This is a genomic window from Sphingobium chlorophenolicum (assembly GCF_000722875.1).
Taxonomy (GTDB): Bacteria; Pseudomonadota; Alphaproteobacteria; order Sphingomonadales; family Sphingomonadaceae; genus Sphingobium; species Sphingobium chlorophenolicum.
In genome coordinates this window covers 1-14895 of sequence record NZ_JFHR01000050.1, presented here as the reverse complement: position 1 = coordinate 14895, position 14895 = coordinate 1, and the positions used below count along the sequence as shown (strand labels likewise).

The 14895-nt window shown below is 58.1% G+C and carries 12 protein-coding genes; 6 read left to right on the top strand and 6 right to left on the bottom strand.

The window, feature by feature from the left end; translation table 11 throughout:
* Positions 1-11: 11 nt before the first annotated feature.
* The 3 genes from BV95_RS17610 to BV95_RS17600 form a co-directional block, all read right to left on the bottom strand.
* Positions 12-3164, bottom strand: a complete 3153-nt coding sequence (locus tag BV95_RS17610; protein ID WP_037455018.1) for a hypothetical protein — start codon at positions 3162-3164, stop codon at positions 12-14.
* A 54-nt stretch (positions 3165-3218) separates the two neighbouring features.
* Positions 3219-5012 carry a phage major capsid protein gene (locus BV95_RS17605; protein WP_081873431.1) on the bottom strand — a complete coding sequence of 598 codons (1794 nt, stop codon included), beginning with the start codon at positions 5010-5012 and terminating at the stop codon, positions 3219-3221.
* Positions 5013-5164: 152 nt separating this feature from the next.
* On the bottom strand, positions 5165-5605 hold the full coding sequence (locus tag BV95_RS17600; protein ID WP_037455012.1) for a hypothetical protein: 441 nt from the start codon (positions 5603-5605) through the stop codon (positions 5165-5167).
* 830 nt (positions 5606-6435) lie between these two features.
* Here BV95_RS17600 and BV95_RS17595 point away from each other — a divergent pair.
* Positions 6436-7722 carry a tyrosine-type recombinase/integrase gene (locus BV95_RS17595; protein WP_037455010.1) on the top strand — a complete coding sequence of 429 codons (1287 nt, stop codon included), beginning with the start codon at positions 6436-6438 and terminating at the stop codon, positions 7720-7722.
* A gap of 377 nt (positions 7723-8099) precedes the next feature.
* Here BV95_RS17595 and BV95_RS17590 read toward each other — a convergent pair whose 3' ends face one another.
* Positions 8100-8471, bottom strand: a complete 372-nt coding sequence (locus BV95_RS17590) for a DUF2513 domain-containing protein (RefSeq protein WP_081873430.1) — start codon at positions 8469-8471, stop codon at positions 8100-8102.
* A gap of 84 nt (positions 8472-8555) precedes the next feature.
* Complete coding sequence (locus tag BV95_RS17585) at positions 8556-8741, bottom strand: hypothetical protein (RefSeq protein ID WP_037455007.1); 186 nt, start codon at positions 8739-8741, stop codon at positions 8556-8558.
* Positions 8742-9006: 265 nt separating this feature from the next.
* Here BV95_RS17585 and BV95_RS17580 point away from each other — a divergent pair, with 265 nt between their 5' ends.
* The 5 genes from BV95_RS17580 to BV95_RS17555 all read left to right on the top strand — a co-directional run bounded on the left by BV95_RS17580 (position 9007) and on the right by BV95_RS17555 (position 14016).
* Positions 9007-11271: a TonB-dependent receptor gene (locus BV95_RS17580; protein WP_234703231.1), complete on the top strand. Its 2265-nt coding sequence runs from the start codon at positions 9007-9009 to the stop codon at positions 11269-11271.
* Between the two features lie 191 nt (positions 11272-11462).
* Complete coding sequence (locus BV95_RS17575; protein ID WP_037455074.1) at positions 11463-11924, top strand: helix-turn-helix domain-containing protein; 462 nt, start codon at positions 11463-11465, stop codon at positions 11922-11924.
* Positions 11925-11991: 67 nt separating this feature from the next.
* Complete coding sequence (locus BV95_RS17570; protein WP_037455002.1) at positions 11992-12336, top strand: hypothetical protein; 345 nt, start codon at positions 11992-11994, stop codon at positions 12334-12336.
* A 392-nt stretch (positions 12337-12728) separates the two neighbouring features.
* Positions 12729-13175 (top strand): JAB domain-containing protein, encoded by a 447-nt coding sequence (locus tag BV95_RS24135; RefSeq protein WP_162179763.1) that lies wholly within the window; start codon positions 12729-12731, stop codon positions 13173-13175.
* 175 nt (positions 13176-13350) lie between these two features.
* Positions 13351-14016, top strand: a complete 666-nt coding sequence (locus BV95_RS17555; protein ID WP_156028704.1) for a S24 family peptidase — start codon at positions 13351-13353, stop codon at positions 14014-14016.
* Here the strand turns inward: BV95_RS17555 and BV95_RS23265 are convergent.
* The gene (locus BV95_RS23265) at positions 13976-14302 is read right to left on the bottom strand and encodes a hypothetical protein (protein ID WP_081873428.1); all 327 of its coding nucleotides are present in this window, start codon (positions 14300-14302) and stop codon (positions 13976-13978) included. The genes BV95_RS17555 and BV95_RS23265 overlap by 41 nt on opposite strands.
* Positions 14303-14895: the final 593 nt, after the last annotated feature.

Genomic DNA, 14895 nt, shown 5'->3' with positions numbered 1-14895 from the left:
CCGTTCTTCTCTCAAAAATTGCGAGCGGCGCCGACAAAATCGCTGTTGGATTGAAGTGCGGCCATCAGTTTAGCGTTTTGGTCGACCAATTGCCTCATCAGCGTTTCGATGTTCGATGCGCTGGACGCCGTCGCTTTTGAGGCGGTGGCGGTATCTTGAATAAACGGGTCGGCAGATGTGCGGATCGGCGTGGCATTGTCGATGGAGGCAATAGCGGTGCTGGTCGCGGCCTGTATCGCATCGAACGCTTCGAAATATTTTGCCGTTGAGCCGTACATTTGCCGCTCGATATCAAGGAAGGTCTGCGCGGCGGCCTGATAGGCGTCCTGATCGATGGTATCGCCGCGATTGATCTTGTCGAGATAGGTGGTCAGCGAAGCCTTGGCGGTTTCTTCCTGTTCCCGCAGCGAGAGCGGCGAAGCCGATCCCGCGTTCATGGCGCTCAGGAAATCCTTGAGGCTTTGCGCCGCGCCGACGGTGTTGTTTTTCACGTCGTCCAGCTCCAGGGCATAGAGCTGCTGGGCCTCTGTCATCTGTTCCACCGTGGCGCCGCCCTCTTGCAGCGCCTTGATGGTGTCCGCCCACTTCTCGTTGAGCTGGTCAATGGCATAGCCCACCGGGTCGAGGCGAGCTTCCAGCGCCTTCGGGATCGATTCGATAGCGACAGCCTTTTGCAGCGCCTTATCCAAATCCTGCCCGGAAAGCAGGAGGCGTTTTGAGGCTTCCGATACTGGCCCCAGCACCCCATCTTGCAGTGCGTCGCGCACTGCCGCCTCAATCGCCTCTTCTTCGGTGTCGTAGGACTTGGTGCCGGATCCCTTGGTGCGGCGATGGCCTGTGGTGTCGACCACGAACTTAGCTTTGCGCTGCCCGATGGAAACCGACGCATTGCCGGTCAGGTCGACGCCCAGTGCATCCGCGATGGAATTGAGCTGGTCAGCTACGCCGCCGCCCAGGGCGATGGCGTTGCGGCGATAGCTGGCAGAGTTACCATACGCATCGCCCACCGCCGCCTGACCATCTTCGATGTTCAGCGAAACGCTGCCCTTCTTGGTCTTTTTGAACAGGCCACCGATGGTGCCGGTGATGAGGCCGCCGATGGCGCCGCCCAGTGGGCCGCCTATAGCCGTGCCGATCACGCTGCCCGCGAGCGCCGCCGTGCTGGACTGCCGCACACCAATGGCACCCGCCAGCCCGGAAACCGCCTGACCCGCGCCAATGCCCGCAAGATATTTGTTGAGTGAACCGAGCTGCTGACTGGTGGTGCCGAGGCTCTTACTCATCTGCACCGCAGCTTGAATCTGTTCGGTGCTGCCACCCTCCGCAGCGACGGCATTGGCGAGGCTGTTCCCGCGTCCGCTAAAGAGAGCGGTCATGAGCGTCGTGGCAGGCCCGCCATAACCACCCAACCCCGACATGCCACCCAAGGCGGACGACGCATCGAACTTCTGCCCGGTCAGCATGGCGACGGTCCATTGCGCCGCCAGCATGCTGATGACCTCAGTGCCTTCGCGCTTGAAGTCCTGCCAAATATTCCCCGCGTTGCCGGAGAACAGGTCATAATAATAGCGGGATAAATCCTCCATGGACCGGCGCTGCTGTTCCGCAGCTTCCTGCTGGAGCTTATTTATTTCGGCCTGCGCTGCCTTTGCACGTTCGATTCGGTCTTTTTCGGCTTGATCGTCATATTTCTTATTGGTTTCGGTTGTTTTGATTTGTTTCAGCAATTCATAAATCTGGCGCAGGGGTTCAACCTGTTCCTTGCGAATGCCGAGTTGCTTGGCCGCCTCTTCCGTGCTGGTGCCTTCCAGACCCGGAAACTGGCGGGCTAGGTCTAGCAGCACTTCCTGAACGTCGGCTTCACGGGTCAACCCCTGAGTGCGCATTTCGGTAAGGCGTTGACTATCGCGCTGCTGCTGGATCGTTTCGTTCAGACTGTCGCGCAGACGCTTTTCGGCTTCATCCTGCTTTTCAGTCTGCCGTTCGGCATCAATGGGGCCGGATGAGGAACCGCCACCACCGCTCTTGGCTCCCCTTCCGGGTTGGGTGGACTTTTGCGGAGCGGGAGTGGTAGGCCGATAGGTGGTGACGCCGGAATAATCGGGCTTCACCTTGGACCAGCGCACCTCCTGCAAGGCGGGTTGCTGCAACCGAAGGGCATCCTGCATCTGGCGCAAAGCGAAGTCCATCCTTAGCTTGCTGGCCCCTTCCGCGCGAAGACGATTAACATTGGCGGCCGCCCGTTCCACGGCACCGTTGCGCATTTGCAGATATTTTACCGGGTCGGATGCTACAGCCTGCTTGGCGGGGCTGGCAAAGAACGCGGCCAGCCCGCCCTCATCGCGCTGGATGCGGTCATGGCCCTGCATCGTCTTGAAGAACAGGTTCGCCTTGTCCGCAGCCCAACCCATCGCATTGGCCAGACCTATTATGGCGTCACTGTTCCGGGTAACGATGGACGCGATATTGGCTTCCAGAACCCGCTTGACGTCCTCCAGCTTCCGCGCGGTTTCATCTGCGTTTTGAATTTGATCCTCACCGAGCACCATACCAAGCCGGTGCGCCGCCTCTCTCAACTCATGGATGCGCGATGCCCCCGACGACAACAAAGGATCAATCTGCCGCCAGCCATCACCAAACAGCTCTGCCTTCAGACGGGCTTGCTCAATCGGGTCGGAAATGCTCTGGAGCCTACCGACCAGTTCACCCATGACATCGGACGTGTCTTTCGCGGCCCCGGATGCACTGGTCACATCAATTCCCAGATCGCGGAATGCCTCCCCGGCCGCCTTGCCGCCCGACCGCGCATCCCCGATCTTGCTCATCAAATCGGCAAAGCTGTCGCTTAGATCGTCCTGGGTGACGCCGACCTGAGAAGCGGCATAACGATATTCCTGCAAGGCATCGGTAGACACGGCCAACTGCTGGCTTTGCTTTTTGAGATCGGAAACCTGATCCATCGCCTGCTTGCCGATGGCGAACATCGTCGCCACGCCCGCACCTGTGAGCAGGGAACCCATTCCAACGGAGAACCGCTTGCTGAACGCGGAGCCAGCGCGATCCCCGGCCTCGCCCGCATCGCGCTCAAAGCCGCCAAACGCGACGCGGCTCCCGCGTGAAAACTCTTCTGCCCTGATTTTGAGACGGGCGATGATATCAACCATGGCTCATTCCACCATAAGAGGATCGGGGAAGCGGTTTCGCTTCCCCGAAGTTCGTCACGAGGTCAGCGCATCCGCCATTACGGCGAACGAGGTGGGGCGTTTGACCGCTATGTCGGCCGACAGGAAGCCGCTGATCCGCACCTTGCCTTGCGTGCTGTAGGTGAAGGGGTCCACGATGATATCGACATAGCTCCACAGGCCGATAATCAAATCCCGCCAATTGCCGAAAATGATAGCAGAGCAGGTGCCTGCAGCGGTACCCTTCGTTAGATTGGCGGGCACCTGGTTAGAAACAGCGGCGCTGTATCCATTCAGCCGGCCATCGCGACCCCATACCGGATCGCCATTGGTGCCGGAAAAGGTCTGTGTTTTTTTCAGCTTGCCCCGAACCTTCGTGTTCGTGAGGTAGCCCATATTATCTCCGGTCGCATTCTGATTGGCCACCGCCGACTCCAAGTCAACAATATGGTCCCAGGTCGGGGCAGAGCCGTTTGTGCCCCCTTGCACAGACCCAATGCCGCTGGTGTTGAGGATACCCCGCGGTTCGACGGCACTGCCTACACCTTTGACGGCGGCGAGGTCCAATCCAAGGCCAAGCTGCTCGCTCAACTCATTACGAAGAATATTCTCCATCGAAGGGAGTGCTTGCAAAGCCGCTTGACGCGACCAGCTCATGTAGCCAGCGACCGTTTTCGGCGTCATGCCCAATTTGCCAAAATTGAGGGTAGTTTCGTCGGGAGCCTGATCTTCGGAAATCCACTGACCCGTCATTGAGGATTCTTGGCGTGGAATTTCGACGTTACCGTGCAAGTCGGTGATGACGGTCGCTCCCAAGCCCATGACCGCCGCAGAGTTGCGAAACGGCATATAGAACTCGTCGGCAAGGTGATCCGTGCCTACCAAGTTTCCGCCGATGTTCGGCGTTCCAACCTGCTGCGCCCGCGACTGGAGGGCAGCGAGAGGGGCAAAGAAGCCCCGCGGAGTAGCGCCATAATGGCGCGACAGTTCCGCGTTCACCTCCGCCTCTCGCCCATCAAAACGATTATTGATTTGGCAGGCAACCGCGCGGACGAGCGAGTATTGATTGATCTCGCGTTGAAGGTGGCTATCAATCGCGGGCGCTTCTGCCGTCCGCAAGGAACGCGCTGCCGGGGCTGCCTGCTCATATGAGCTGACGAATTTTTCGATGGACCAGCCTTCATTCACTGCCCGCTGGGCGAGTTCTTCGACATTCAGGCGACGGCCCATTGCCGTGATGTTTGCGGCGCGCTCACGTTCCGCCTGGATTTGGCTGGTGGAAAGATCGGGCGTGGTGATAGCATTCATGGTGAGAACCTTTCTCGAACTTTTGGAAAAGCTGCGCCCGATACCGACGCTGAAATCGGCGGGGCAACTGACTGAGGAAACTTCGAAAGGCGTCCAGCGCGTCACCTGATAGGACTCCGCATCATCGGCCACTTTGATCGCGTGGACCTCATAGCTGATGGAGATATCAGGACGGATTCCGCTGCGGATATCGGCCACGATTCCGGCAACTTCGTCGCGGTCGGACAAACGTATGTCACCGACCAGCTTTCGGCCTTGTAGGCGGATATTTTCCACGCGACCGAGTTGCCGACCCAGATCGTGGTCAATGAGAAGCGGCAAGCCCATTGCCGCGCGTTCAAGGTTCACCGCGTCCTGCGTGTGGACCAATATCTCATCCATGCCGTCGCGATTGTAAGGCAATTCGCTCGACAAGGTTGCCTGTAACACACCTTTGCCGTTCGCCGCTAGGCGAATAGTGAGATGGCGATGTTGCGCGCTGCCAATAACTTCGGCGCGATCAGCGGGTGCAGAGGTGGTCATGACTTTCCTTTCCGAAAGGGGAGCGCGCGCTCCGAAACCGAAACAACAACAACAAGTCTTTGAAAAATATGGTGCACTGGCAGATCATACGCCTTCGGCCCCCGTATAGGGTCGGGTGCCGGGAAGGACCCAAAGGGGGGCGGGCCGTCCGGTCAGCCACGCTGCCCGCCCCCGATGGCCTGCTGTATGGCGGCAAGCTCATCAATCAGATGGCCCAGCTTGCGGGCGATGGCTGACAACTGGGCCTTGTAGAGCGCGTCCCTCTCCCGAATTGCCGCGCCAGCGGTCAAAAGTAGCTTTGCTGCCTCCGTCGATGGACTGGAGCCGGGATGCTGGAAGGCGACGTTCAGGTATTGGGCACCATCGTTGAAGATACGATGATGGCCACGCTTATCCATGAGAGACACCAGCGCGCGATATGACAGGTAGGAGCCACCCGATGAAAGTGCCCAAGATAGATAGGCGTCGCGGATTTCCCTTGGCCGCAAGCGAGAGCCGATATCGGCAACCAGCGTTTGGCTATAAAACTCACCAAAGCTCATTTCGAGGAGATCAAGATTGGCTGATCGAGAGGGTGGCGCCTTTGCCATCATCTGTAACCTTTATCGACTTAGTTTTATCACAACGGAGAGTTGGAGAGTTAGATGTTGAGCTACGCGCACACCGGCGCCTGCCCGCACATACTCACTGAATTGAAGTAAACCCGCCGTACCCGCCGTAACTGTCCGTAACCCGCATAAAACCGTGGGTTCACTTACGGCGGGTTGCGTTTCAAACCCGCCGTAATCCGGACTTCAACCCGCCGTATCGAGTGGCTGAGGCAGGTAGGCGCTGCCGCGTCGCCACCCGGATGGTTGCCCACGGTGGGTTGCCACGGCGGGTTTACGGAGGGGTCGAAATGCAACCCGCCGTAACCCGCCGTAGAAAGCTCAACGGTGGATGCCCGCGAAAAGGCGACGGCGGGTTCGCCCACATTAGTCGCGGCAGCGCGGCAAAGACCAGCGATTTTGGAAAGTAGCGATCCGCCGAAACTATCCGTTCGATCCGAAAACAGAATGTGGCGCCATTCCGCAAAGCCCTCTAAACAGCTTGTGAATCCGTCGTGGGAATTTGGCCTGTTCCGCAGCGAGAGCCGCAGAAAACATGGATTCACAACTGCTTTTGGTACCGCCATGCGCAGGTTCGAATCCTGCCGCCCCAGCCACTATTTTGGCCCATTATGACCAACAAGGTCTCGCGGGGTTCCAAAAAAATGGCCTGTTTTCAGAGGCTTGTTTCGTATATTCTGTCCCACACAGGAGCCATTCCGATCGGGCAGTCTCATGCGATATGTTGGTCAGCCTGTTGGTAAAAACAGGAATCGAAGACGGAAAAAGCGGTCGCGCAGGATCGAGCCCGGAACAGCTGAGCCGGAGTGCCGTTCATGCTGACCGATCAATTGCTCAACACCCTCGTTGCCCTGGATAAGCCGATCAAGAAATCCGACGGTGGCGGCCTTCATATCTTCGTTGTGCCCTTTGGGCGCAAGCGCTGGCTTCTCGCCTATCGCTTCGACGGCAAGCAGAAGACCATCGACGGCGGCGAATATCCCGCCGTCAGCCTGAATCGCGCACGGGTCTGGCGCGAGGAGATGAAAAATCTGCTGGCCGCGGGCACCGATCCCATCGCGCACAAGAAGGAGGCCAAGTTCCAGGCCGTCGCCGACAAGGTCACCTTCGAGATGCTCGCGCGCGAATGGATCGAGGCCCGGCGCCCGGCCTGGTCGCCGCGCTATGCCCGGCTCATCGAGGGCAGGTTGAACAATGATATCCTCCCCGTCATCGGCGACAAGCCGATCCGCTCCATCCTGCCGCGGACGATGCTCGAAGCCTTGCGGGTCATCGAGGCGCGGGGCTCCTATGAGATGGCGCACCGCATCAAGAATCATTGCAGCGAAATTTTCCGTTACGGCATTCCGGATGGGCGGTGCGAGACCGACCCATGTCGCGACCTGTCGGCTGCGATGATCAAGCCGTCACCGGTCCGGCACCGGGCCAAGATCGAAATCAAGGATCTCCCCGAATTCTATGCCCGCCTCAATGCAGACGCGGGATCGGAACTCAGCCACCTCGCGCTGCGATGGACGATCCTCACCATGGTGCGCACCCAGGAGACGCGCTTTGCCCAGTGGAACGAGTTTGAAGGGCTGGGGAGTGACGAGCCGCTCTGGCGAATCCCGCCAGAGCGCATGAAGATGCGTTCCGAGCATTTGGTGCCGCTGCCGCCCCAGGCAGTCGATCTGCTGCGCAGGATCAGGGACATCAACCCCTATGGCAAAGCAGGCAATGAGCGGCTGGGCAAATATCTCTTCCCGGTCGCGGGCTCCCGCTCGGACACGATCAGCGAAAACCGGATGCTCGATGTCATGTATCGCATGGGCCTGCGCGGCAAGGCAACGGTCCATGGATTTCGATCATTGGCCAGCACCGTGCTCAATGAGTCGGGGCATTTCATGCCCGACTGGATCGAAATGCAGTTGGCGCACATGCCGCGCGGCGTCAGGGGCGTCTATAATGCGGCGCGTTATCTATCGCATCGGCGCAAGATGATGGCATGGTGGGCGAAATATCTCGACGCCGCCGAAGAGGCGGCGCCCATAGCGCTGGAGGGATTTAAAGTGGCCCAGCGCAAGCAGGAGAAGGCGCTCGCCTGGTTTCAGGCACCTTGGTGATAGCAGATGACATTCGTCCTGTTTGTTAGTCGACAGGATGAGTGCGACCCTTTGTCGCCATTTGCGGCCCCGCACGACGTCTCCACAAGCAGACTTCATTCATGACACACTTCAGTGCCGCATCGGGTTAGGATGCCGACTTTAAAAGCTTGCGGCCATCCTATTGGATAGGACAGTATCCTCAGCTAGACAGCCCCTATGCGGGGGCTGGATATTGCGTCGCGGGCTGCGGGCCATGCGGACTGGCCGCGGCGCTGTTGCTTCACCATATGGTCGGCAGATCACCCACCCCATGGACTCCGACAGGGCATCGGCGCTGGCGCTTCCGCACAGCTTCTCCGACCAGCATGTTTGCACTGAGCGGGAAGCTTCCCTGATCAAATTCCCACATCGACGCCCAAGAATCCCAGTCTCGCAACGATGAGTGACTTTGCGATAGCCGCCATCGTTTCCAGCGACCAGCTTCCGGTTTTGCGCATCGCTGCCTTTGTGAGGCGCCAGACCTGGGGGTCACGAATTTGGTCCAGATATTCATGTCCGCGCCACGTCAGGCGTATCGCGATCCAGCGGCGCCCGTCAGGGGAGACGTACCCCGCCGTCACCAGCCCAGCCTCGGTCAGCAGGCGGAAATGATGTTCCACCTGAAGCCGATCACGCCCAACGAGCCTCGGCACCTTCAGCAACTCAGCGCTCTTGGCACCTTCCATGGCCAACATCAGATCGCGAATCAGTTCAGGATCTCGTTTCATGGCGCGAATGAGAACAAAACAAGATCAAATAGGAAAGGAAATATTGCTCTGCCAGCAACTCGACGCGATGGGCTACCTTCGCAATCAGGGGCGACGATATAGAATCTTGCCCAGATGCGCGAAGGCGGCGATCACAATCCAGGCGACGAGAAAATGTCCAAGGATGAACGGCCAACCATAGCCTTCATCGCCGCCCGTCGCCGCAACCAGCGCGGCAATGGCGGTAATAATCGCGTAGGAGGCCCGGCCCAGCCTGTAATTCGTCTGCATGAAATGCCTTTCTGGAAGCTCCCTACGCACCGGCGAAGATGTCCGCAATCACGATGATGCCTGAAAAGGCTGGGCCGAGCAGCGCCGCGCACCACCTCGGCAGCCCCCTGTCGGTCTTCTTCGGCATTGACGACACGGAAAGCCGGATTGGGAAATAACTATGACCCTTTGCATATAGCCTTTCATTATCGTGCGATCACCGTCAGATGGTTTGACTGCCACATGTTCCGGGGGGATCATGAAAATCTGTCTTGTTGCGTCGGCCGTGGGGCTGGCTGGCGCGATGTCTGCCGCCTCCGCACGTGAGCCGCATGATGAGGCTTCGCCGTCACATGTTCAGGCCAAATCGGCGGACTCTGGATTGATCGTGACGGGCGAGAAGTTCCGCCGCTCATTGCATAACACTCCGGCAAGCGTGGCAGTGACGACAAGCCGCTCCATCGAAGAGCAAGGCCTTATCTCGGCCTATGATGTCCTTGACCGAACCGCCAATGTGGTCGCGGATGGTAACCGGACGACCTTCTCGATCAGAGGCATCGATGCCTTCAACGTGTCGGGAGGTGGCGAGGGTGCTCTGGCGAGCATCTATGTGGACGGCGCGCCTATTCCCCGCCTTGCGCTGGCTTCAGGCCCCCTCGATCTCTTCGACGTCGCGCAGGTCGAGATATGGCGCGGCCCGCAATCGACCGTTCAGGGGCGCAATGCGCTGGCTGGAGCGGTCATCATCAATACGGCTGATCCTGGCTTCGACTGGACCGGCAGAGCGCGGCTGCTGCTGACGGACGAGGATGGTCAAAGGCGTGCGGGGGTCGCGATCGGTGGTCCTATCGCAAAGGATCAGATTGCCTTCAGGTTGGCGGCGGAAGCCTCCAGAGCGGCAGGCCTGATCCACAATGTGACGACCAGCGGCGACGGAGACCCACAGCGTTCGAACACATTGCGGGGAAAGCTGTTGCTTGAGCCGCGTGCCCTGCCGGATCTGCGCCTGCTCGGCACCCTTCTGTTTGACCGGCATCAACGGGGTACATTCTATGCAGAGCTTGATCCGCCCTTTGATCCGCGTGCGCGGATCGTGACCTCCGATATCCAGGACAAGAAGCGCGTCACCAGCGCGATCGGCACATTTTCGGCGGAATATGAGATCGATCCCAGGTCTGTCTTCAAATCCGTGACCAGCTACAGCCGCATTCGCTTCCGCTCGCTCTCGGACGCGAACCGCTCTGCCATCCCCGGCCAACTTAGCCGCATGGATGACCTTACAAGGACTCTCCAGCAGGAGGTTCGTTTCAACTTTCGCAGAAATTGGGTCGATGGGCTGGTCGGCGCCTATTATCTGCACGAACGGCGTGCCTATTCCTATAGCGCCTTGCAGAGCCTCAGCCTGGCAAATCTTGGGATCGGGCGCCAGTTGCAGGCCGCCGGCCTGTCGCCCGCGATGGTGGAAGCCGTCCTCAATCTCTATGGCGGCGTCCTTCCCATCAGCAATGACCTCACAAATCCAAGAATGACGAACAACTATGCCGGGTTCGCAGACCTGACCTTTCCGCTTGGGCACCGCCTGCATCTACGCGTAGGCCTGCGCTATGACGCGGAGACCCAAACGCAGAGCGCGACGCAACGCATTACGCTCGACCGACCTTTGCCCGATCCTGGAAAACTCGCGGTTCCTGCCCTTGGTCCGATAGTCGGCCGGTTGAATGGCCTGCTCCTTGGTCTCGTTCAAGGCGCCAACAGCGCAGAGCCGCTCCGCCAAGTGCGCTATCATGCCTGGCTTCCCAAGCTGGGCCTCAGCTATGCTCTGGCCTCGAACGTGGCGTTGAGCCTGACGGCGCAGCGCGGCTACCGGGCCGGAGGTTCCGGTTTCAACGAGCAGCGAGCGGAAAGCTATGATTTCGAGCCGGAGCACAGCACGACCTATGAATGGGCTGTGCGCTCATCATGGTTTGGGCAACGGCTCTCCCTCAACGCCAATCTCTACAGGACCGATTGGAGGGATCAGCAGCTTTCGATCCAACTGACCCCCGGAGCGCTTTACGACACCAAGGTCATCAATGCAGGAAAATCCCGGCTCCATGGTTTGGAGATAGAATCCCGTGCCGCTTTGACGCGAACGCTTGCCCTGTTCGCAGGCCTCGGATTTGGCAACGCCAGGTTCAAGAATTTCTCCTTGGCCGAGGGCACGGCTCTCGATAGCGCGCAGGGAAAGGCGTTCCCGCGCGCGCCCCGCTGGACGCTTTCGGGCAGCGCAACCTTCTCCCATCCGAAGGGATTGCTTGCCAACCTAAACGTCAACCATCGCAGCGCCTATTATCAGAATGTCATGGATCAGCGCGTTCGGGACATCCCTGCTCGAACCATCGTCAACGCAAAGCTCGGATGGCAGGGAAGGCATCTGGGCGCATTCCTGACCGCAGCCAATGTCTTCAACGTGCAAAAAACCAACCAGTTTTTTGTGGACATCGGCGGGCGCAGATGCGGCACGCTGAACGCACCGCGCATACTGGGGGTCTCCTTGGAAGGCCGCATATGATCGGCCGAAAGTGTAAAGAGGTTTAAAGCGCCTTGGCGCTCGCCATCACCTGTGCGACTCAGACGCCCACGATCCGCCCGCGCCCGTGCACAAGATTGTTCCGTCTCATTTTTTTCCGCGATTTTCCTCTACACAGCCTAGGAAATTTCCGCCACTTAACATGGTTAATGAGGGAGATTGTGGGGAAGCGCATGTTGGACGACCGGATCGCCAAATTATCCGACGTGCAAAAACGGTGTCTTCGCCTGGCGGCGGAAGGGCGAAGTTCGAAGGAGATCGCTCCGCTGGTAGGCCTGACCCATCAAACCGTCGATCAATATCTTCATCGCGCACGGGTGATTCTGAGAGCGGAGAATCGGCGCGATGCGGCCCGCATTTTCGCTGAAATCGATCGTGCCGTTCCGTTCAAGCAATTTGAATTAAAGACGATCGGCGTTGAAATCCATGAGGACACGGGCATTTTCGAGGAACCGGTCGAGCAGCGACAGGCACCACCCAAGCCGCTCGGCCTTCCCCCTGTCGGAGGCCTCCCCAATGACCTGACACGCGTTCAACGCCTCATCGCGATCGGCAAGATCGCACTGTTTCTCACGATCATCATTCTGGCGGTGATCATCCTCTTTGCGGCGGCGCTCGACGCCCTGTCGAAGTAGCTCTCCGCTTCCCCACCACCCGATCTTACAAACGCACGCCCCTAAGCGGTTGTGCGAAGGAGACCTCATGACCGATTTCAATCCGCAGCAGGCCCGCAAGATCGTTACGGATCTTGGCCGGACCCAACTTCTGATCGACGGCGCCCTCAAGAAATTCTCCATGCTGACGACAGACGTGATCGAAGCCTTTTCCGACGCGAGGCTGAGCGACGCGGCGAGCCAACCGGCGCTTGAGGAACTGGCCGATGGCTTCAAGACGTTCGTCGAGGGACGACGTAACTTTGTTAACGCCCACAAAATGCTGATCGACATGAAGAAGGATTCGAACCTTCGCACTGTCGAGATCGGCTGTGACCCGGGCCCTCTTTGCCCCTGGATCGATCAGGAATCGACGCTGCAACTGGTTGCCTAAACCGGGCTTCAGTGCTTTGGCCGTCTTCTTGACCATCGAAGGCGGCCAACGTTCATGCTTTTGATCTTATATTGGATAATGACGCTATGCTGCTGCCTATACGCCGCAGGCGCTGGCGGTCCAATGGGACGCGCAGGCGCGGGATTGATCGTGTTCAAGACAATCGCGGGATTCTACACGTCGATCCTCGATCAAAGCTGGAGCCATACACTCTATCCGGTGTTGGCGGTGGACGCGACATGTCTTGTGAGCTTCGCCATTCTTGCCCTCCGGGGCGACCGGCATTGGCCCCTCTGGACAAGTGGTTGTGCACTCGCGGCCGTTGCGGTTCATCTGGGGTCAATTGCGCAGATCGGCGTCGATCCCAAGATTTACCATGGACTGAGAAGCCTATGGGCCATTCCCATGCAACTTTTCATGGTGCGCGGGATCGTGTTGGACGTCCGATATCTACGCTCATCTGGGAAGCTGACTGCCAAAGCCCGACCCTGATCTCCTATCTCGAAGCTTGCATGGCGTCGCTGCGCGAGGAGCAAGTTCGTGTGCTGTTCTTCAATGATGCCGGCGATATGATAGCAGACGAGCGCGTTTGGCTTGGCACACCTACGGAGGTGGAAATACCTATTGAGGAACTTGTTCGGCATGCATTTGCCTGCGGTTCGCCAAGGCTTCTCATTGCCCATAATCATCCATCCGGCATCGCCGAGCCAAGCCGGCAGGACGTTGAATTCACTAGAAGGTTAGTCAAAATATGCAGAGAGCTGCAGATCAGGGTGTACGATCACGTCATCGTCACGCACAAGGGATCGTTCAGCTTCCGGGAGATGGGATATATGTAGGCCTTATCGACGGATTGCCCGCCCTCCATGAATATCGTGCGTAGAATCACGGATTCCGGCCCGCTTGAAACATGTGCTTGCAATGCGACGGGCCGAGAAAAGAACGCCGCCAGAAATTTGCGAAAATGAGATTTTAAATTAATGTAAGACAAGTTTGGAACGTAGCTAGCAAGATATGAAGATGGAACATGTACGTGCATTTTTGGATGAGAGGATCGCCGAACGCAAAAGTAGCTATGCCGACATATCGCGTCTGATCGGCAGAAATCCCGCCTATATTCAGCAGTTCATCAAGCGCGGCACGCCCCGCCGATTAGAGGAGCAGGATCGCCGCATCATTGCGCGGTTCCTTGGCATATCAGAGCATCTGCTCAGCGGTTTTCCGTTGCGCGAAACCGAGCCCCCCCAGCCCCTCACGCGCGCAAGATCCATGCCGGTGCCAAGGCTGTCTCTGGGAGCCTCTGCTGGAGGAGGCACGCTCGATATTGAGGAGCGCTCGATGGAGAGCGTCGCGATCGACTGCCGGTGGCTGCAGGAGATCGGCGTTCGACCGCCCCATGTCTCGATTATCCGGGTCGATGGAGAATCCATGACTCCTACCCTAAACCATGGCGATGAGATCATGGTTGATCACAGTGACAATATGAGCCGGTTGCGGGACGGCATCTATGTGCTACGTCTGGATGATGTGCTGCTGGTGAAACGTATTGCGATGGGGCCGCGGCGAGACGAGTTCAGCATAGTGAGCGACAATATTCTTTATCCAAGTTGGTCCAATGTGGACCCTGCCCTTGTCGCTATTATCGGTCGGGTCGTTTGGGCAGGGCGCATCTTCCGTTGATGACGCGAGGAGGCGGCGGTACGGCTGGTAAGTCGGCAATCAGATCGAACAGTTCGATAGGTAGCACAGCGGCTTGTCCAGGCAGCGTATTGATGGCCGCGCCCAGATGCGCTCCAGCTTGCGACAGGCCCAATTCATCTAGGAAACCCAGGCACCGGTTGAGGATTTTGGCTATGTCGGCAACATGCTGATCGAACTGTGCTTCCAAGCGCAATATTTCCGGATCCTCCGTTGCCTGCTCTGAAGCACTATGAATCTTCTCAGCCTTTTTGCCCTGCCATCTCATGATGCCTCATTACTCTCGACCTTGGTCGATAGGAAACGCTTTCATATCCGAAATGGCCGATAGGGCGGTTCAATGAGGATGAAGCCCTCCAATAGCATTGTTGCCTGTACCATTCTCACGCTCAATTGAATTTCGGCTGTACTAACAGATTTTACAACTGCGGCAGGTCATTGGGGCTATCGACCTTTGTCGCCATTCAACCTCTGTATATCTATTCTTGGGGACTTTCTGTTCTGAACGCGCCAAACTGGCCTGCTTCGAACCATCGCCGAGCCGCCAGCTAAGCTGGAGACAGCGCAGGGGAAAAGCCTTCATATTATCCAGACTTATCCAATCAGGTTCTTCATGCCCAAGGTAGCGGAATAATAGTCGCCGCCATTGCCGCCTGACGAAGGCGGACGGTTGAGCAGGCGCGCCGCGATGGAGGCTGCGCCGTCCGACAGGGGATAGAGTGTAAGCGGTAAAAATCCCCCACATTTTCATGATTTGGCGATCTGGTAGATGGTGATCCTTGCATTTGCGAGGTGACGATGAGTGACAATGTCGAAACCAGTTTCGAAACTGAAAGGGGTGAGAGGACAGGCAAGGTTGCC